Source organism: Streptacidiphilus rugosus AM-16, assembly GCF_000744655.1.
GTDB lineage: Bacteria > Actinomycetota > Actinomycetes > Streptomycetales > Streptomycetaceae > Streptacidiphilus > Streptacidiphilus rugosus.
Genome location: NZ_JQMJ01000003.1, coordinates 1,061,058 through 1,078,985, shown reverse-complemented (window position 1 = coordinate 1,078,985; position 17,928 = coordinate 1,061,058). Strand labels below are relative to the sequence as shown.

At 74.1% G+C, this 17,928-nt stretch carries 16 protein-coding genes; 3 read left to right on the top strand and 13 right to left on the bottom strand.

Features of this window, described 5'->3' with window-relative positions:
• Nucleotides 1-94 precede the first annotated feature (94 nt).
• Nucleotides 95-1,126: a helix-turn-helix transcriptional regulator gene (locus tag BS83_RS08345; protein ID WP_332262315.1), complete on the top strand. Its 1,032-nt coding sequence runs from the start codon at nt 95-97 to the stop codon at nt 1,124-1,126.
• Here the strand turns inward: BS83_RS08345 and BS83_RS08340 are convergent.
• The 9 genes from BS83_RS08340 to BS83_RS08300 form a co-directional block, all read right to left on the bottom strand.
• On the bottom strand, nt 1,086-2,264 hold the full coding sequence (locus BS83_RS08340; protein ID WP_063774119.1) for a polysaccharide deacetylase family protein: 1,179 nt from the start codon (nt 2,262-2,264) through the stop codon (nt 1,086-1,088). The two genes, BS83_RS08345 and BS83_RS08340, sit on opposite strands and share 41 nt — an antisense overlap.
• Entirely contained in the window at nt 2,257-3,651 is a 1,395-nt protein-coding gene (locus tag BS83_RS08335) for a condensation domain-containing protein (protein WP_037602311.1), read from the bottom strand. The genes BS83_RS08340 and BS83_RS08335 overlap by 8 nt, the downstream gene beginning before the upstream one ends.
• Nucleotides 3,648-4,406 carry a 4'-phosphopantetheinyl transferase family protein gene (locus BS83_RS08330; RefSeq protein WP_051942785.1) on the bottom strand — a complete coding sequence of 253 codons (759 nt, stop codon included), beginning with the start codon at nt 4,404-4,406 and terminating at the stop codon, nt 3,648-3,650. The genes BS83_RS08335 and BS83_RS08330 overlap by 4 nt, the downstream gene beginning before the upstream one ends.
• Nucleotides 4,403-5,812 carry an MATE family efflux transporter gene (locus BS83_RS08325; protein WP_037602309.1) on the bottom strand — a complete coding sequence of 470 codons (1,410 nt, stop codon included), beginning with the start codon at nt 5,810-5,812 and terminating at the stop codon, nt 4,403-4,405. Before BS83_RS08325 ends, BS83_RS08330 begins: the two co-directional genes overlap by 4 nt.
• Nucleotides 5,809-6,609: a hypothetical protein gene (locus tag BS83_RS46335; RefSeq protein ID WP_198035165.1), complete on the bottom strand. Its 801-nt coding sequence runs from the start codon at nt 6,607-6,609 to the stop codon at nt 5,809-5,811. Before BS83_RS46335 ends, BS83_RS08325 begins: the two co-directional genes overlap by 4 nt.
• A 14-nt stretch (nt 6,610-6,623) precedes the next feature.
• A complete protein-coding gene (locus BS83_RS08315; RefSeq protein ID WP_051942783.1) occupies nt 6,624-6,893 on the bottom strand; it encodes an acyl carrier protein in 270 nt (89 codons plus the stop codon).
• A 129-nt stretch (nt 6,894-7,022) separates the two neighbouring features.
• Nucleotides 7,023-8,330, bottom strand: coding sequence for a type III PLP-dependent enzyme (locus tag BS83_RS08310; RefSeq protein WP_051942782.1), 1,308 nt, complete (start codon nt 8,328-8,330; stop codon nt 7,023-7,025).
• The gene (locus BS83_RS08305; RefSeq protein ID WP_037602307.1) at nt 8,327-9,739 is read right to left on the bottom strand and encodes a preATP grasp domain-containing protein; all 1,413 of its coding nucleotides are present in this window, start codon (nt 9,737-9,739) and stop codon (nt 8,327-8,329) included. The genes BS83_RS08310 and BS83_RS08305 overlap by 4 nt, the downstream gene beginning before the upstream one ends.
• A gap of 140 nt (nt 9,740-9,879) precedes the next feature.
• Entirely contained in the window at nt 9,880-10,809 is a 930-nt protein-coding gene (locus BS83_RS08300; protein WP_037602305.1) for a 3-oxoacyl-[acyl-carrier-protein] synthase III C-terminal domain-containing protein, read from the bottom strand.
• A 385-nt stretch (nt 10,810-11,194) separates the two neighbouring features.
• On the opposite strand from BS83_RS08300, the gene BS83_RS08295 reads away from it, so the two are divergent.
• Nucleotides 11,195-13,042, top strand: a complete 1,848-nt coding sequence (locus BS83_RS08295; protein ID WP_051942781.1) for a non-ribosomal peptide synthetase — start codon at nt 11,195-11,197, stop codon at nt 13,040-13,042.
• 7 nt (nt 13,043-13,049) lie between these two features.
• Here BS83_RS08295 and BS83_RS08290 read toward each other — a convergent pair whose 3' ends face one another.
• The 3 genes from BS83_RS08290 to BS83_RS08280 form a co-directional block, all read right to left on the bottom strand.
• On the bottom strand, nt 13,050-14,195 hold the full coding sequence (locus BS83_RS08290) for an acyl-CoA dehydrogenase family protein (protein ID WP_037602303.1): 1,146 nt from the start codon (nt 14,193-14,195) through the stop codon (nt 13,050-13,052).
• A 176-nt stretch (nt 14,196-14,371) separates the two neighbouring features.
• Complete coding sequence (locus BS83_RS45225) at nt 14,372-14,968, bottom strand: transglycosylase SLT domain-containing protein (protein ID WP_051942780.1); 597 nt, start codon at nt 14,966-14,968, stop codon at nt 14,372-14,374.
• 503 nt (nt 14,969-15,471) lie between these two features.
• Complete coding sequence (locus BS83_RS08280; RefSeq protein WP_037602301.1) at nt 15,472-16,452, bottom strand: Lrp/AsnC family transcriptional regulator; 981 nt, start codon at nt 16,450-16,452, stop codon at nt 15,472-15,474.
• A gap of 107 nt (nt 16,453-16,559) precedes the next feature.
• Here BS83_RS08280 and BS83_RS08275 point away from each other — a divergent pair, with 107 nt between their 5' ends.
• Nucleotides 16,560-17,357 (top strand): inositol monophosphatase family protein, encoded by a 798-nt coding sequence (locus BS83_RS08275; RefSeq protein WP_037602300.1) that lies wholly within the window; start codon nt 16,560-16,562, stop codon nt 17,355-17,357.
• On the opposite strand, the gene BS83_RS08270 is transcribed toward BS83_RS08275, so the two are convergent.
• Nucleotides 17,347-17,760: a cupin domain-containing protein gene (locus BS83_RS08270; protein ID WP_037603207.1), complete on the bottom strand. Its 414-nt coding sequence runs from the start codon at nt 17,758-17,760 to the stop codon at nt 17,347-17,349. The two genes, BS83_RS08275 and BS83_RS08270, sit on opposite strands and share 11 nt — an antisense overlap.
• Nucleotides 17,761-17,928: the final 168 nt, after the last annotated feature.

The following is a 17,928-nucleotide window of genomic DNA, read 5'->3' as shown; positions in this document are numbered from 1 at the left end:
CGCCGCCGATTTACGGCCCACCGCTCCGGCGCGGCGGACCGCTCGGGAGGGTTGGTCTAGACCTTCTTGAACCCTCGGTGGCAGAATCGGCGGAGTGGCGAACCTGCTGGAACCGCTGGGCCTCGACGCGCTGACCGAGGCGGTCTATCGCGCGATGCTGGCCCAGCCCGAGGAGGGGACCGCCGAGCTGGCCGTCCGCTTATCGATGACGGAGGGCCAGATCGCCTACGCGCTGGGACGGCTGAACCGGCTTGCGCTGGTGCGGCCCTCCTACGAAGCGGCGGGCGGACGGCTGCCCGTGCGGGCCGAGGCGGGAATGGAGCTGCTGCTGGCACGGCAGGAGGCCGCGCTGCAGGGGCGACTGCACCGGCTGGCGGTGTCACGGGCCGCCGCGGCGCAGCTCGTCGCGGAGGCCGGTGGGCTGGAGTCGCCCGATACGGACGTGGGCGTCGAGGTGCTGGTCGGGATCGACCGGATCAGGGACCGGCTGGCGGCGCTGAGCCGGGACGTCGAGGAGGAGCTGCTGGCCTTCGCTCCCGACGGCGCCCAGACGAACGAGAACATGCAGGCCTCCGGCCCGCTCAACGCGGCGCTGCTGGCGCGGGGCGTGCGGCTGCGCACGGTGTACCTCACCAGCATCCGGAGCCATCAGCCCACGCTCGCCCACGCCCGTCGGCTGGTGGAACAGGGCGCACAGGTCAGGACGGTGGCGACGTTGCCGACGCGGATGCTGATCGTCGACCGCCGGATCGCCTTCCTCCCCATGGACATCCAGGACAGCCGGCGCGGAGCGCTGGTCGTCACCGGAGCCGGCGCCGATGCGGGCATCGTCGTGGCGCTGCGCGCGCTGTTCGAGTCCGTCTGGGCCGAGGGACAGGCACTGGACGCGCCGACGGCGGAGGAAAGGACGGCCGCCAGGCAGCGCGAGCTGTCGACGCAGGAGATCGCCACGCTGCGGCTGATGGCCACCGGGCTGACCCTGGGCGGCATCGCGAAGCGGCTCGGGGTCTCGCCCCGAACCGCTCGGCGGATCACCGCGGCACTGCTCGAACGGCTGGACGCCGGAAGCCGGTTCGAGGCGGGGGTCAAAGCGGTCCAGCGGGGCTGGCTGCCGGTCGACGGCTGAGCGCCACCGGAGCAGTGGGCGGCGGCACAGCGGCATGCGGAGGCACAGCCGCGGGCGGGGCCGCCGGGCGGAGGAGTTCCTCCAGGGTGACGGGTTCCAGTCCGCGGGCCAGCAGTCCCTCGATCACCGCGGGCAGTGCCTGCACGGTCTGCCGGCGGTCGCCGCCGCCCTCGTGCATGAGGACCACCGAGCCGGGACCGGCGGCGTCAAGGACCGTGGCGGCGATCCGGTCGGGGCCGGGCCTGGCCCAGTCGCGGGAGTCCACGTCCCAGAAGGTGAGCGTGGTCGGGTGCGTGGCCAGAACCCGCAGCACTTCCGGCGTCTGCGAGCCGTAGGGCGGTCGGAAGCGGGTCGGCGCCCGGCCGGTGAGCCGTTCGATGGCCTCCGAGGTCCGCTCGACCTGGGCGGAGAGCTGGGTCGGCGTCAGGTCGGGCAGGAACGGGTGCGACCAGGAGTGGTTGCCCAGTTCGTGTCCGGCCGCGGCGGTCCGGCGCACCTCGTCGGGAAGGGCCGCGACGTGGTGGCCGACGCAGAAGAAGGTGGCCCGGGCGTCGTAGCGGGCCAGGACGTCCAGGATCCGGCGGGTGAGCACCGGGTCGGGGCCGTCGTCGAAGGTGAGCGCGACCTGCGGGCGGTCCCGGCGGCCGTGCTCGACGCAGCGGCCCGCCGCCGTCAGCGCCGCCCGGACCGGGGCGCTGCGGCGGACGCCCTCCAGGTACTCCTCGCCACGGCCGGTCAGCGTCCCGCCCTCGGGGGTGAGCCGGGAGAGGGAGGAGAGCGCGGTCCGGGCCAGCCCGGCGAGGGCGTGCGGGGGAACGGAGCCGAAGGGCGGGCGGGGCGGCAGGGTCCACGGGTCGGCGCGGCGGACGTCCAGTCCGGCGGCGGTCATCGGGCCGTCCAGCAGCCCGTTGGTGCTGTCGACGACCACGACCAGGGGCCGACCGGCGCGCTCGGCGGTCTCCCGCAGCCAGGCGATCAACTCGGCGACCCGGTCCGCGGTCCAGCGGGTCGGTCCGGCGACCCGCCGGCCTGCGGCGTCGAGCACCTCGGCCTCGTAGCCGGCGGCCTCCTGGCCGAGGGAGCCGCCGCTCCAGGCGACGCCCGCGCAGAGCGGGGTGGGCTGCGCGGAGTCAGTCACGGTCGCGGCCCAACGAGACGGCCTCGTCGACGATCAGTTCCTCGACGCCGTACAGCAGCCGTTCCATGCCGGCGCGGGAGATCAGGGCGCTGTCGGCGGTCATCGCCAGTTCCAGCGCGCCGGGCGTCAGCACGGCGTCGAGGGCGAAGGTGAAGTCGGCGCGGGGCGGGAACTCGACGGGCCAGCTGAGCCGCGTCTGTTCGCGCAGCCGGTCCAGCCGGTCCCGGGGCGGCCGGTCCAGGGGCGGCGGATCCGTCGTCGGCGCGGCGTCGGCGCGGACGATGCGGGCGTCGTTGAAGGTGCAGGAGCGGTCGGCGAGCGGTCCGGCCACCCGGCCGAGTTCGGCGAGGTCGCGGGTCAGCAGGCGTCTGTCGTAGGCGGCGTGGCGGTAGCAGCCGAGGGCGGCCAGGTGGGCGCGGCGCAGCACCTCGGTGAAGCGGCCGCGCGCGGACGGCAGGTGGAAGAGGCCCTCCTGCGCCATCGTGCTGACCGCCTGCGCGGTCGTGGGCAGGAACCGGTTGTTGACGACGACCTGAAGCAGCGCCGCCTCGGCCCCGGAGAGCCTGGACTGCTGGACGGCGAGGGCCGCCAGCAGCACGGAGGAGGTACTGACCCCGCGCCCCGCGGCGACCTGTTCGACGGCATGGGCCAGGGCGGGCGAGTGCAGCCTGGCGTTGGGGAGCAGCCGCGCCGGGTCGTCGGGCTCGGCGCCGGAGGAGGTGAAGAGACGGGCCGCTCCGCCTTCGAGGCGCTCGCACCAGTGGCGTCGGGCGGCCACGTCGCGGCGGCGCCCGCGGTCGGAGGCCTGCAGTGCCGCCTCGTCGAGCGGCTGCAGGGAGGGGCGCCGGGCGCGGATCCGCGCGACGGTCAGCCCGCGCCCGAGGTCGATCACGTCCTGGTGCAGCCGTCGGATGCCCCATCCGTCGGACGCCGTGTGCGAGAGCACGAGCACCAGGTGCCGGACGAGGCCGTCGCACTCCACCAGGCCCGCCCGTACCGGCCATTGGCGCGCGGTGTCGAAGGGGCGGCCGAGCAGGTCGGCGAGGAGCGCGTCGCGCTGCCGGTCCGCCTCCTCGGGCGGGCAGTTCCAGAGGGCGACCGGCAGGTCGCCCTCGCCGTCGAGGATCTGACGCAGGCCGCCGGACTCGTCCGGCCGCAGTCTGGTGCGCAGCGATTCGTGGAGATGCAACAGCGCCGTCAGGTCGTCCAGCACCTCGGGCAGCGGCCGGCCGGGATCGAGCTCGACCGGAAGCATCAGGTTGTAGCGCGGCGCGTCCGCGCCGAGCCCGGACACGGCGTCCCAGATCGCCTGCTGTCCCCAGGTGGCCTGGGCCGTGCCGCTGCGTGCGGCGGAGACGTGCACCTTCAGCAACTGGTCGGTGGTCATGCGGTTCCCTTCGAAGCGGTGGGGACGAAGGACGGCGGGGCGAACGGCTGTGGGGCGGACGGCGGCGGGGCGAAGGACGGCGGGCCGGACGTGGGAGGCCGCATGCGGTGGCGGACCCGGGCGGGGCCGGCGACCGTGGCCAGGGCGGCGACGCAGCCGGCCGGCGCGGGCAGGTCCCGCAGCGAACCGCCGACGCCGCAGACGCCGCCGTCCGGGGGCCGGGCGGGTCCGAGCGCGTCGAGCAGCCGTCCGCCGTGCGCCTTGACCCCGGCCTCGCGGCGGCACAACGCCCGGTAGTAGCCGGTGCGGCGGTCGGCGTCCCGGCCGAGGGCGGCGAGACACGCGTACTCCGACGGCGGTAGGAAGCGCCGGGCCAGCGCGAGAACCGGGGTGTCCGGCGGCACCGACTGGATGTCGACGCCGACCGGGCCCTCCCCCGAGACGGCGAGCAGGGCGCGGTCCCCGGTGTGGCTGAGGTTCCAGTGCACCGGCCGGTCCGGGTCGCCGACCGGCCCGGGCTTGCCGTGGACGCCGAGGGACCAGCTCAGCGTCCGGGGGTCGGTTCCGGTGCGGCGGGCGAGCAGCAGCCGGGTCAGCCCGTGCGCGGCGACGAGCCGACGGCGCTCGTCCGGCGCCCGCAGCCGTGTCGCGCGGCGCAGTTCGCGGGCGTCGAGCAGCGCGGCGAGGGTCCGTTCCCGGTCGGGGTGCACGTCGAGCCGCAGGTACCAGACGTCGACGTGGCCGACGGCCGTCATGGCGACTCCGCGCGGGCGGTGACCCGGCGGACCCGGTGCAGGGTCAGCGGCAGCACACCCGCCACGCCGAGCACGTTGGCCGCCGCCCAGACACCGTAGAGGGCCTGCGGATCGCCCCACGCGCGGGCCAGCGACCCGCCCACGGCCAGGGTGAGGGTGAAGTAGCAGAGGTTCGAGGAGGCGGCGAGCAGTCCGCCGCCGATCTGCTCCAGGAAGGTGAGCAGGAAGAGCACCACGCCCAGGCCGAGGAACGACGGGCCGACGATCCGCAGGAAGGTCGCGGCCCGGGCCGCCGTCTCCGGGTCCGAGGTCATCAGCCGGGCGAGGGTCCCGGCCGCGGGCAGGCAGAGCAGCGCGATGAACAGGTAACCGGCGACGGCGATCCGCAGGCCCGTCCGCAGGGCGGCAGGAAGGGCCGTGACCTCGCCGCCGGCCCAGCGCCGGTTGGCGGTCACGGCGGTCGCGGTGCCGAGCGCCAGGGCGGGGACCACCGCGACGGACTGGACCGAGATCGCCGCGCCGTAGCCGGCCACGGTCGCGGTGCCGAAGGGCGTGAGGATCCACTCGGTGACGAGGTTGCTGAGGCTGAGCATGACGTAGGTGGCGGCGATCGGGAGTCCGATGCCGACCAGCAGCGAGCGGACGGCGACCGGCGGCCCGCCCCGCTCGGCCTCGACGGCCACGGCGACGGCCGGAGGCGGTGGTTCGGCGGGCGCGCGGCGCAGCGCGCCGGAGCGGAGCAGCAGGCCGACTCCGAGCGCCAGCCCGCAGGCGCCCGACGCCGCGGCGGACCACGGCAGGCTGAACACGCCGAGACCGCCGCGGAGTCCGAGCAGCCACACCCCCGCGATCTGCAGCACGGTCACCGTGAACGTGAGCGCCGCCGCGCCCCTCGGCCGGCCGCCGCCGCGCAGCATGGCCGTCGCGACGTTCACCGGCACACCGAACACGTTGACCAGCGCCGTCCAGCGCAGCACCGCGACGAAGTCGCCTGCCGCTCCGGCCGGCACGTGCATCAGCGCGGCGAGCGTCGGCGCGGCGAGCGCCACCGCCACGGCGACGACCGCGAAGGCGGCCCAGCCGGCCAGGCAGAGCCGGCCGAACAGGCCGCGCAGGGCCGCGAGTTCGCCGCGGCCCCGGCAGCGGGCCGTGCCGATCTGGGTGACCACCTCCAAGGCCTCCTGGAGGGCCACGAAGAGGAAGCCGACCGGGATGAGCAGACCCCGGACGTAGAGCGCGTCGCCCGGCAGGTGCCCGAGCAGCGCACCCACGACGAACTGGCCGCCGACCCACACCACCGCGCCGACGGCCACCGGGACCGCGACGGAGACGATCTCCGCGCGGATCGGGACCGGCGGCGGGGTCAGCCGGGCCGGCTCGGCGGTGTCCGGGGTGCTCAGCGTCACGCGCCGACCCCGTCCTCGGCCCAGAGCGCGAGCTCCAGTCCGGACGAGTCGAACGCGTCCGGCACCGCGTCGAGTTCGAGCCGGCACCAGTAGGACAACGCGGCATCGTGGGCGGTGACGGCGACGGACGCCCCGGCGAGGCCCGCCCACCGCTCGGCGAGGTCCGCCCACGGCCCGGTGATTCCCTCACCGGGCGCGGGACCGGTGATCGTGGCGGCGTCGGCGGGCGGGGTGCGGGACACGAGCGACGCGCCGAGGGCGTGGCTTCCCTCCGCTCCCAGCACCAGCAGCACCGCGCGGTCACGGGCCGGGAGCACCAGGCCGTCCTCGTCGGGGAGCCGGCACTGCTCCATCACGAGCACCACGGCCCGCCGGGCCTCGCCCGAGGCGATCCGCTCGGCGGCGATCCGCAGCGCGGTGAAGGGCCCGGCCGCGCCCTGCCCGGTGATCCCCAGCACCGCCGGCGCGCCCGGCAGCAGCGGTCTGAGCAGGCAGCCTGGGTAGCCGGCCTCGCCGCTGTCCGGGGTCGCGGTGACGGTGACGGCCAGGTCCACCGGCTCGGCCGGTCCCAGCAGCCGGGCGGCGAGTTCGACCGTCTCGGCGAAGGTCACCCCACGGCCGCGCCGGAGCCAGTGACGCTCGGCGTCGGCGTCGGCAGGCGGGTAGAACCAGGTGAGCCGGTCGGCGTACTCCCGCATCAGCGGGGAGTCCGGCGCATGGCCGGGCAGGGTGTCGAGCGGCAGGAGCAGCACCTGCTCCAACCGGACGTCGGTCAGTGGAGAGTCGGCGGTAGCCACGACGTCGCGCCCCGCTACAGGTTCTCGAGCAGGAAGTCCGTGAGCGCGGCGACGCTCTCCAGGTGGTGCTGCTCCAGGATGTCGGTGTCGACCTCGATGTCGAGGCTGTCCTCCAGGCTCATCAGCAGGCCGAGCACGCTGGTGGAGTCCACGTTGAGGTCGTCGAAGAGGCGGGTGGCCTCGGTGACGTCCGGCAGTTCGTGGCCCAGCGCGTCGGCGAGCGCGGCGACGACGGCGCGGACCACGTCCTCGCGGCGGGCTTCGGTGGGGAGTGAGGCGGGCATGGCGTCTCCGGTCGTGAACGGTCGGGCGGGAGGGCGGGAGGGAGGGAGGGAGGGAGGGAGGGAGGCTGGAACGGACGGGCAGGCGGATCGGCACAGGCCGGTCAGCGCGGGCCGGTCAGGGCGGGTGGATCAGCGCAACGGGATCAGCGTCTGCGGACCGAGCAGGTCGTCGACCGCGTCACGGCGGCGGATCAGCTGGGCCTTGCCCCGGTGCACCATCACCTCGGCCGGGTAGCCGTGGCTGAGGAAGAACACCGGTGACGCCGTCGGCCCGTAGGCCCCGGAGCGGTCCACGCCCAGCAGGTCGCCGGCCCGGAGATCGGCGGGCAGTTCGACGCCCCGGCCGATGGTGTCGTTGGGGGTGCAGAGCGGGCCGGTGACGTTCCAGCGCGCGGACTCCGCCGCGCCCTTCCGGTTCAGCAGTCGCATCGGGAAGTTGCGCTTGACCGGCGAGCCGATTCCGACGGCCGTCAGGTGGTGGTTGGTCCCGCCGTCCGCGACCGCGAACCGCTCCCCCATCGACTCCTTCACGTAGCGGACCGACGTCACGTACAGGCCGCTGCGGGCCACCAGGTACCGGCCCAGTTCCATCACCAGGCGGGTGCCGGGGTGCCGGGCGGAGAAGTCCTCCGCGAGCGGGTTGACGCCGTCGGTGAGCAACTCGACGTCCAGGTCCCGCTCGCCCGCGAAGTAGGCGACGCCCAGGCCGCCGCCGACGTCGACGAGTTCGAGCGCGAAGCCGACGTGGGCGGCGATACGCTCCGCCAGTTCGAGGATCCGCGCGGTGTTGGCGACGATGGTCTCCTCGGAGAGGAACCGGGTGCCCAGATAGGCCTGGACGCCGGTCAGCCGCACCGAGGGGTGGGCCGCGGCCAGGCTCGTCGAGGACAGCAGGAGCTCCTCGTCGATGCCGAACTGGCGTGGCTTTCCGCCCATCGTCAGGCCGGATCCCTTGACCGAGAAGCTGGGATTGACCCGCAGGACGACCCGCGCGGTGACGCCCAGGCGCCCGGCGGTCCGGTCGATCAGCGCCAGTTCCTCTATCGACTCGCAGATCAGCGCGAGGATGCCGACCTTGAGGCAGGCCTCGATCTCCGCCTCGCTCTTGCCCGGCCCGAGGAAGAGGGTCTGGTCGGCGGGAACGCCCGCGGTCATGACGGTGGCCAGCTCGACGAGCGAGGAGATCTCGGCGCGGGCGCCCAGGCGGTGCAGCAGGGCGCAGACGCTGACGTTCGGGTTGGCCTTGAGCGAGTAGAAGATCTCGACGGCCGGGTGCAGGCGGTCCCGCAGCGCGTGGAACTGTTCGGAGATCACTGCCGCGTCGTAGACGTAGACCGGCGTGCCGAACTCGCGGGCGAGCGTCTCGACCGGGATTCCCTGGACGGCATGACCTTCGCGTCCTTCATGTCCTTCGCGTCTTTCGTGTTCCTCGGTCATGCGTGGCTCCTCTGGGCGATTCCGGCGTCGGCGAGCCGTCGGGCGACGGTGGTGTCCAGTGCGTCGGCCCCGGTCTGCGAGCGGGCGACGGCCAGGCCGTAGAGGCGGCCGGGGAAGGCCCGGTCGGAGGCGGCCGTCGCGGCGGCGTTGACGGTGGCGAAGTTGGTGACCAGCAGACCGGTGGCCGTGGCCGGGTCGAAGAGCAGGCCGTCCAGCAGGGCGCGCAACTCGGCGAAGCGGAGCGGTGCGTGGAGCCGTAGCGGGTACTGGCGGGCCAGGGCGACGGACCCGGCGTCGAGCAGGTGCTCCTGGAGGCGGCTCTGGTAGGTCGCCATGTTGTTGCGGGCGTTGATCTCGACCACCGGCAGCAGCCGGCCGTCCTGCTCGACCATCGCGTCGACGCCGACCACACCGTGGTAGCCGTCGGCGGCCAGACGCTTGCCCAGGGCGGCGACGCACTCCTCGACCTGGTCGACCAGCGCCGGGGCCAATCGGGCCGGCATCCGGTGGCCCACGCTGACGCCGTTCTCGATCAGGGCCTCCTTGACGAAGTCGAAGCGCACCGAGCCGTCCTGCCCGAGGGTGAAATGGCAGGTGAGGTCGACGGCCTTGTCCGCCCACTCCTCCACGACCAGGGCCAGCCGGTCGTCGCCGGTCCGTTCGGCGCGGCGGACGAGCTTGCGGAGCAGCTGGTCCAGCCGCTCCACCCGGTCGATCATTGCGATGCCGCGGCCGGAGACGCCGTAGGCGTCCTTGACGCCGATCCTGCACCCGGCGGCGAGCGAGGCGGCGGCCGCGCGGGCGGCGGCCTCGAAGGCGCCGACGGTGTCGCACTCCCATCCGCGCACCTGACGGATGCCCAGCTCGTCGGCGACCCGGCGGCTGTAGATCTTGCTGTTGACGGCCTTGGCGACCTCCGCCGACGGGAGCGCGGAGGGCAGGGCGGCGGCCGCGCAGATCCGCTCCTCGACCGCCGACATGCCGTGCGGCAGCAGCCTGGCTCCGGTGGCGGCCAGTTCGCCGAGGAGTCGCAGCAGGGGCGGCGAGTCGAGCAGGTCGGCGCCGGCCGGGCGGGTCGGGTCGGGGGCGGACGCGGCCCCGGGGACCAAAACGGTCGGCAGTCCGATGCCCAGGCCCCTCAGATGGTCCAGGTGGTCGGGGTCGGGCGCGGCCTTGAGCACCACATGGTCGGTCGGGTCGGCGAGCAGCAGCGCGAACTCGTCCATCCGGTGGACGACGGCGGTGCCCGCCGCACCGGCCGGGCTGCCGACCGACGGCAGGCCCGGCTCGCCCTTGGCCCACTCGTCCTCCACTCCGAAGTTCCCGAGGTGGACGAAGGGCGTGCCGGGATCTCCGGTACAGGCCTGCTTCACCCCCTCCAGAAATCCGGGAAAGGCTGCGTGCGACAACTCGGTTCCTCTCGTCGGCGTGACGCGGGAGCGGTGAAGGGAGTGACGGGGTCGGGAAGTGGCGGAGACGGTGAAGGGTGCGGTCGAGCGCGAGGCGGCTCCGGCACCTGACGACGGACCCGGTCCGGGGACGCGCCCCCTCAGTGCCGGAACACCATCGCGGAGAAGGTGGCGCCCAGGCCGACGCCGGCCATCAGGTAGTGGTCCCCCGGCGCGAGACGGCCGCGGCGCAGCGCGTCCGCGAGGTTGAGGAAGGCGTCCGCGCCGAAGCAGTGGCCCAGTTCGGGCACGTTGTCGAGGTGGACCCGGTCCAGCGGCAGTCCGAGCTGCTGGCAGACCCGGCTCCAGGAGTACCGGTTGACGTTGTGCGGCAGGATCAGCGCCAGGTCGGCGAAGTCGATCCCGGCCGCCGCGACGGCCGCGCGCATCGCGTCCACCAGCATGGACAGGTACTGCTGGCCGAACCGGACGGCGAGCTCCTTGGGCGGTGTCACCCGGTGGTACTCGCCGTGCGTGCGGGCGGCGTAGCCGAGCAGTTCGCCGGGACCGCCGCCCGCGCGGACCAGGCAGGCGGCGCTGCTCTCGCCCATCACGGTGGTACCGGGGATCATGCGGCTGCCGGGGATCGTGGCCTTCTCCCCGGTCAGCACCAGCGCCAGCGCGTCAGGGTCACCGTCGGCGGCGAGCAGGCGGCCGGCCAGGTCGACCGCCAACAGCCCGGAGGCGCAGGCGTGTTCGGTGACGGTCAGGGCGACTGCGTGGCCGAGTCCGAGCTCGTCGCAGGCCTCGTGGAGTGCGTTCTTCGAGACCCGGCCGACCGTACCGATGGTCCTTCCGGCGAGGACGTAGCGCACCCGGTGCTCGTTGCCGCGCAGGCCGGTGAGGGCGTCGGCGGCGGCGACCATCAGGCCGCGCAGGTCCTTGTCGGGCGCGAGGCGGATCCGGTGGAGGTCGAAGTAGCGGTGGAAGATCCGCAGGTCGGCGGCCGAGACGCCCAGTTCCTCGGCGAGGTCGGCGATCTCGACGCTCTGGTCGGGGACGTAGTCGGCGACCTCGGTCAGGGCGGTCACGGGTTCGCTCCGGCGGTGACCGGGCGACGCGCGGCGGGCGTCGTCACTGCCAGCCCATGTCGTACGTCGGCTTCGGTCCCACGGCGTTGCGGGCATGCGTTCGGACAGTGGCTGACATGGATCCCCCAGGCGGCACGGCGTCGGCGCGCTCCCCGCACGCCGTCGACGCCATCCTTCAACGACGGCCCGCAGGATCGAAAGGCTCTTCCGGTGGACACCTGGGGCCATGGCCCCAGGTGTCCACCGACGGCTCCGGAGCGGGCCGCTGTTTCCGCTGGTCACAGGCGTCCTGAGCGCCGGGGGCGCGGTTCCGTTCGCCCCCGATTGGTTTAGACCTCCGCTTAGACTCCGGCCGTTCGAGCCCATCCGAGCCCGGGGAGCAGTCATGCCGGAGAGCACCGCGACACTGGACCAACTCGCCGACCGCGCACGAGTCGGGCCGGTCAGGGAGAGGCCGGCCACGACCGTCCTCGGCCTCTTCGAGGCGGGAGCCCGCACCCACCCGGACGCTCCGGCCCTGAGCTGGGCGGAACGACGGTTCAGCTACCGGGAGTTGGACGAAGCCGCCGAACGGGCCGCGCGCTCGCTGCGGGCCGCGGGGGCCCGTCCAGGCAGCCGGATCGCGGTCTGCCTGGACCGCTCCGCGGATCTCGTCGTCGGCCTGCTGGCCGTCTGGAAGACGGGCGGCGTCCACCTCCCCGTCGATCTGGGCTATCCGGCCGAGCGCATCGCCTTCCTGTTGGCCGACTCCGCGGCGGACCTCGCCCTCACCCGGTCCGACCTGACCTCCCGGCTGCCGGTGTCCGCCCCTCCGGCGGTCGCCATCGACCGGGACGACGCCGTGGACCTCCCGGACGCGGGCGCCGCGACGGCGTCGGAGTACGCCCATCCGGGCCCGGCCGATCCGGCGTACCTGATCTACACCTCCGGCTCGACCGGCCTGCCCAAGGGCGTCCTGACCGGCCACCGGGCGCTGCTCAACGTCGTGCTGGAGCTGGCGGCGGAGATGCCCTGCGGCCCCGGTGACCGCTGGCTGGCGATGGCCGCCGCCGGGTTCGACATCTCGATGGCCGAGTTCTGCGTACCGCTCGCCTCCGGGGCTGAGCTGGTGCTCAGCACGGAGGAGCAACTGCGCGACCCGCGCGCCCTGGTGCGGCTGATCCGGGAGCGGGAGGTGACCCGGATGCAGGCGGTGCCCTCGCAGTGGCGGCTGCTGCTCGACGCGGGCTTCGACGCGCCACGGATGGTCGCCATGATCGGCGGCGAGAACCTCGGGGTGAATCTGGCCGGAGAACTGCGGGCCAGGCTCGCGGGCCTGTTCAACGGCTACGGACCGACCGAGACCACGGTGCTGTCGACGCTGTGGCGGGTGCCGCCCGGGGCCACCGCCGTCTCGATCGGCGCGCCGATCGCCAACACCCGGCTGCACCTGCTGGACGACGAAGGGCAGCCGGTCGAGGACGGCGCGGTCGGCGAACTCTGCATCGCGGGAGCGGGGGTGGCCGACGGCTATGCCGACCGCCCGGAGCTCACCGCCGCGCGCTTCGTGCCCGAGCCGGGCGGCCCGGACGGCTCGCTGATGTACCGGACCGGCGACCGCTGCCGGTGGCGCGCGGACGGACTGCTGGAGTTCGTCGGCCGCGCGGACGACCAGGTGAAGCTCAACGGCCGCCGGATCGAACTCGGCGAGGTGGAGGCCGCCCTGAGCGCGATGCCGGGCGTGGCCGGCGTCGCTGCGGCCGTGCACGAGCGGTCGAACGGCGGGTCGGTGCTGGTCGCCTACGTGGTGCCGGAGGCGGGCGCGGCCGTGCCCGACGCCGCCGCGCTGCGGGACTTCGGCCGGACCCGCCTTCCGGCCGCCCTGGTGCCGGGCCTGCTGGTGGCGCTGGACGCCTTTCCGCTCACCCCGCACGGCAAGGTCGACCGCCGTGCGCTGCCCGAGCCGACCGGCCCCGCGACCGCCGCCGAAGCCGACGCCCCTGCGGACCCGTCCGGGGAGCCCACCGGACTGCTGGCGCAGGTCTGTGCGATCTGCCGCGAGGTCCTGGACGTGCCGCAGGTGCTCCCCGGCGACGACCTGGCCGATCTCGGGGCCTCCTCGCTCACGCTGATGCAGATCGTCGGGCGGATGCACACCGTGTGGGGCGTGGACGTGCCGGTGGACGTCTTCTTCGACCACGACACGGTGGGCGAGGCGGCCGCCGCGATCGCCGCGCTGCGGAAGAGGAACTGAGCGTCCCTCACACCCCGAGCGAGCGGCCGATCAGCTCCTTCATGATCTCGTTCGTGCCGCCGTAGATCGGCATCATCCGGGTGTCGACGAAGGCCCTGGCCACCGACTGCTCGCGCATGTAGCCGTAGCCGCCGTGCAGTTGGAGGCAGCGGTCGACGACGCGCTTCTGCAGGTCGGTCGTCCACCACTTCGCGCGGGCCGCCGTGACGGCGTCACGGCGGCCCGCGTTGTGGTCGAGCAGGCACTGGTCGACATAGCCGCGGGCGATCTCGATCTCGGTGGACATCTCGGCGAGCTCGAACCTGTTGTGCTGGAAGCTGCCGATCGGCTGACCGAAGGCGGTGCGGGTGCGGCAGTACTCCAGCGTCTCGGCGAAGACCGTCTCCGCGCCGGCCACCGCGGCGGCCGCGATGCTGAGCCGCTCTCGCTGGAGGTGCTCGTTCAGGTGCTGCGCGCCCCGGCCCGGCCGCCCGAGCAGGTTCGCCGCCGGCACCCTGACCTCGTCGAAGAAGAGCTCGGCGGTGTCCTGGGCGTGCCGCCCGATCTTCTCCAGCGGGCGGCCCCGCTCGAATCCCGGCATCCCTCGCTCGACCACCAGCAGGCTGAGGCCGCCGCGCAGCCGGTCGGCCGGGTGGGTGCGCGCCGCGACGATCACCAGGTCGGCGTGGACGCCGTTGGTGACGAAGGTCTTGGTCCCCGTCAGCACGTACGCGTCGCCGTCCGGCGCCGCGCTCGTCGTCAGCGCCTGCAGGTCGCTGCCGGCGGCGGGCTCGGTGATGGCGATCGCCGAGACCAGCTCGCCGGAACAGAAGCCGGGCAGCCAGCGGTGCTGCTGCTCGGGGGTGGCCAGCCGGTTGAGGTAGGGCGCCACGACGTCGTTGTGCAGCGCGAAGCCGAGCCCGGTGGCCCCGGCTCTGATCAACTCCTCGGCGAGCAGCACGGGATAGCGGATGTCGTCGGTGCCGCCACCGCCGAACTCGGGGGCGACGTCGAAGCCGAGCAGCCCGGCCCTTCCCGCGGCGGCCCAGACGGAGCGGTCGACGAGTCCGGCCCGCTCCCAGCTCTCGTGATGGGGAGCGACCTCCCTGGCGATGAACGTGCGCACCGCGGCGACGAAGTCGCGGTGCTCCGGATCGAGGAGGTGCTGCTGCATCCCGCGGTCCCTTCAGGAGGCTCAAGAGGTCTAGACAACACTCCGTTCGGGGGCAGCGTAGCGCCCGCGGGCGGCGCGGACGGCCACAACGCCGACGGGGACAACGCGGAACGCCGCCCGCCGCGCCCTCGTGGGCGCGGACGGACGGCGTCGCGGAGCGGTTCGGCGCAGCGGGGTCAGTAGCCCTGCTTGCCGTAGGCGATGGTCTCGAAGGAGCCGTAGCGGTCGTTCGCGTAGCGGACACCCGCGATGATCGAGTCGACCGGGTTGAAGATGTCCTTGTGGCCGGGCAGCGACCACTCGGCGAAGGTCGGCCGGATCGTCTGGATCAGGCCGAAGGTCCCGCCGTAGAGGGCCTCGTTGGAGTCCCAGTGGTTCTCGGCGTGCGGGTTGCCGGAGGACTCGGTCATGGCCCGGGCGTGGATGGAGGCCGCGGAGGGGACCTTGTCGCCGTGGGCGGCCAGGATGTCGCGGGCCTCGGCGATCCAGCCGTTGAGGTTGTCGCCGTAGGTCTTCTTGGGCGCGGCGGGCTTGGCCGCGGGCTTCGCGGCAGCCTTGGCAGCCGGCTTCGCGGCGGGCTTGGCGGCAGGCTTCGCGGCGGGCTTGGCCGCGGCCTTCGGGGCCTGGGCCGGTATTCGGTCGCTCACCGGGGCCTTGTGGGCCGCTGCGTTCGCCGGAGCGCCGCTCTGCGAGACGAGCAGGGCCCCGGCGACGGCGGAGGCCATCAGGACGTCGGCGGTGAGGCGGGCAGGGTGACGGAAGGCGAGACGCATGTCGCTCCAGAAGTCGTGAGCGACGACCTGCGCGAGGCAAGGCGGTGCCGCTCGGGGAACTGGCGGATGATCTCGACCCACCCGGCGCACACACCGCGCCACGGGTTCTTCAGTCGAGCTTGTCTTCGTCGGCGGGGCTCTCCGGCCTGGGCGCCTGGCACCCTTCCGCGATCGTGGAATCGACCGCGTTCACCGCTCGACGTTCTCCACCGTCACACGCCCCGAGGGGGCCGAGCAAGGGACTTCCGACCCAAGTGGTCCAAACCACAACGGACACGGCATTGCTGTTCAAAGCAGGTGGAAGCGTTTCAAACCTCATGAATCGGCTCTATTGAGCCGCCGACGCGCGACGAGCGTGGGCCCTGGGTCGGCCGGGCTCGACCGAGCCGCGTGAGCCGGGTCACCGCGCTCCGAAGGCACCGCGTGGAGCGACCCGAACGACGTTCGTCGCCCATTCCCGCGTCGGGGGTGAGCCGGGTCACCCCGGCAGGGGCCCCGGCGGTTCAGCGCAGCGTGACGCGGTTCACGCCGGGACGCTTCACGGCCTCGCCGACGATCACGGTCTCGGCGGACTCGACGCCCAGCGCCCCGAGTTCCCGGCTGACGAAGCCGTACAACTCCTCCAGGTCACGGAACCAGACGGCCACGTGCAGGTTGGCCTCCCCCGTGGTCGCGAGCGCGCCGTGCACGGCCGGATGGGCGGCCAGCGCCCGGCCGGCGGAATCGAGGCGACCGGGCGGGACGCGCATCAGCACGTTGGCGTCGATCGCGAAGCCGAGACGGCGCGGATCGACCGCGACCATGGTGCGCAGCAGCCCGCCCGCGGCCAGCCGGGCCAGCCTGCGGCGGACGGTCGACTCGGGCAGCCCGGTGCGGGCCGCGAGAACGGCAGCCGGCAGGCGGGCGTCCTCGGCCAGGTGCCCGAGCAGCCCCTCGGCGTCCGCGGCCGTCGCGCCCTGGGACCGGGGCACGGGTGGGCGCGGCGTCAGAGCGGCGCGCTCGGCCGGGGTCAGCACGTCGAGACGCCAGTCCGACGCCTCGCCGAAGGCGTGCAGGACGACGGCGGCGGAGACCGCGGTGACCGCCTGCGTGCCGGGGAGTTGACGGAACACCAGGCGGTCGCGGGGGCCTGGCTCGGCGAGGTGGACGGCGTTGATCTCGTCGCCGGAGGCGGACACGTCGACGAAGGGAATGTCGTCCCGCGCGGCCAGCGCCGCCGTGATGGTGTCGAGCCGGCCGCGCAGCACCCGGACCCGCAGCATCGTCGCCCTGAGCGACGCCGGTCGCTCCGGCAGGGCCAGCACCCGGACCGCTCCCGACTCCAGCAGCGCCCGCCACCGGCGCTGGACGGTCCGCACCCCGATGCCGAGCACCTCGGCGGCGCGTTCGGCACTCAGTCGGCCGTCGCACTGGAGGGCGGCGACCAGTCGCTGATCGCGCTTGTCGAGCATCTGATTGTCGTGATCAGCCGATTCACGCGTCATGACGGACAGTTTCGCTCATCCAGGCCCGCTGCGTCGGCCCGGGCCGGGCGACCCGGCGAAGGATGGACGCCGGCGACCCCGCCCCCTTCCTTCCCTCAGGAGCGCGCATGTCCGACGTCCAGGAACTGCTTCCCACCATGGCCGCCGCCGCGGAGGAGGTCGGCGCGCTGCTGCTGGCCACTCCCCGGCCCGCACCCGCCGCCGATCTCGCCGGATACCGGCGGGCGTTCGACGCGTTGGAGGCCCCCGCGGTCGCGATCCTGCACCGGCGCCTGGATCCGCTGCGGCCCGGCACGCCGTGGGCGGACGAGATGGAGACCAGGCTGCCGGAGTCCGGCGAGGTCTGGGTGGTGGACGCCGTCGACGGCGCGGTGCAGTTCCTGCAGCACCTGCCGCAGTTCTGCGTGAGCCTGGCCCTGGTCAAGGACGGTGAGCCGGTGGCGGCCGCGCTGCACGCGCCGCTGCTCGGCGAGACCTACCTCGCCGCCGCCGGAGCGGGTGCGACGCGGAACGGTGCGGCCGTCGCGCCGTCCGCGAAGACCGACCCGCAGTTGGCCGTCGTGGCGACCAGCCACCCGCCGTTCCTCGGCGCCACCCAGCCGGAGGCCGCCGAGCCGGCCGGACGGGCGCTGACGGCGGTGCTTCCGGCCGTCGCGGCGGTACGCAACCTCGGCCCGACCGCCTGGCAGCTGGCCGACACCGCCGCCGGACGGCTGGACGCGTTCTGGGAGTTCGGCCGCGACGACGCCAACCTGCTGGCGGGCGCGCTGATCGCCAGGGAGGCGGGCGCGCTGGTGACGGACGTGCGGGGCAGGCCGTGGCGGGCGGGCGCGGAGAGCGTCCTGGTCGCCGGCCCCGGTCTGCATCCCGCACTGCAGGGACTGCTGGCCCCCGTCAGCCGGTGAGGGCGTGCCCGGTGGTCGAGTCGATGTGGTCGGGGATCGCGCCCTCGAAGTCCCCGGAGGAGAGCGTCCCGGTCGGCTCGAACATGAGGATCGCGGCCCCGGCCGCCGACTCGGGGCGGTGCTCCACGCCGCGCGGCACCACGAAGACGGAGCCCCGTGTCAGGGTGACCGTGCGCTCGGCGGCGTCCGGCTCGCGCAGGCCGATGGTGAGCTCACCGTCGATGACGAGGAAGAACTCGTCGGTGTCGGCGTGCGAGTGCCAGACGTACTGTCCCTGGACCTTGGCGATGCGCACGTCGTAGTCGTTGACGGCCGCGACGATGCGCGGGCTCCACAGCGCGTCGAAGGTGGCGAGGGCGGCGTGGAGGTCGACCGGCGCGGGTTGGGCCTGATGCGTAGTCATGAGCCCAGTCTCTGCCGCCCTCCCGCCCTGTCCACCGGATTTCGGCAGGCGGACGGCGTCCACAGCGCGCACGGCCGCGGCGCGGAGGGACCGGACGCACACGGCGGCGAGCACGGGCAGCGCCGCGCCGACGGCCCCGAGGACCAGGACTCCGCGCGGGCCCGCGGG

Bases quoted from the DNA above. Each gene is read 5' to 3' on its own strand.
- BS83_RS08335 (WP_037602311.1), bottom strand. From the start codon at position 3,651: ATGACCACCGACCAGTTGCTGAAGGTGCACGTCTCCGCCGCACGCAGC.
- BS83_RS08330 (WP_051942785.1), bottom strand. From the start codon at position 4,406: ATGACGGCCGTCGGCCACGTCGACGTCTGGTACCTGCGGCTCGACGTG.
- BS83_RS08315 (WP_051942783.1), bottom strand. From the start codon at position 6,893: ATGCCCGCCTCACTCCCCACCGAAGCCCGCCGCGAGGACGTGGTCCGC.
- BS83_RS08310 (WP_051942782.1), bottom strand. From the start codon at position 8,330: ATGACCGAGGAACACGAAAGACGCGAAGGACATGAAGGACGCGAAGGT.
- BS83_RS08295 (WP_051942781.1), top strand. From the start codon at position 11,195: ATGCCGGAGAGCACCGCGACACTGGACCAACTCGCCGACCGCGCACGA.
- BS83_RS08290 (WP_037602303.1), bottom strand. From the start codon at position 14,195: ATGCAGCAGCACCTCCTCGATCCGGAGCACCGCGACTTCGTCGCCGCG.
- BS83_RS45225 (WP_051942780.1), bottom strand. From the start codon at position 14,968: ATGCGTCTCGCCTTCCGTCACCCTGCCCGCCTCACCGCCGACGTCCTG.
- BS83_RS08280 (WP_037602301.1), bottom strand. From the start codon at position 16,452: ATGACGCGTGAATCGGCTGATCACGACAATCAGATGCTCGACAAGCGC.
- BS83_RS08275 (WP_037602300.1), top strand. From the start codon at position 16,560: ATGTCCGACGTCCAGGAACTGCTTCCCACCATGGCCGCCGCCGCGGAG.
- BS83_RS08270 (WP_037603207.1), bottom strand. From the start codon at position 17,760: ATGACTACGCATCAGGCCCAACCCGCGCCGGTCGACCTCCACGCCGCC.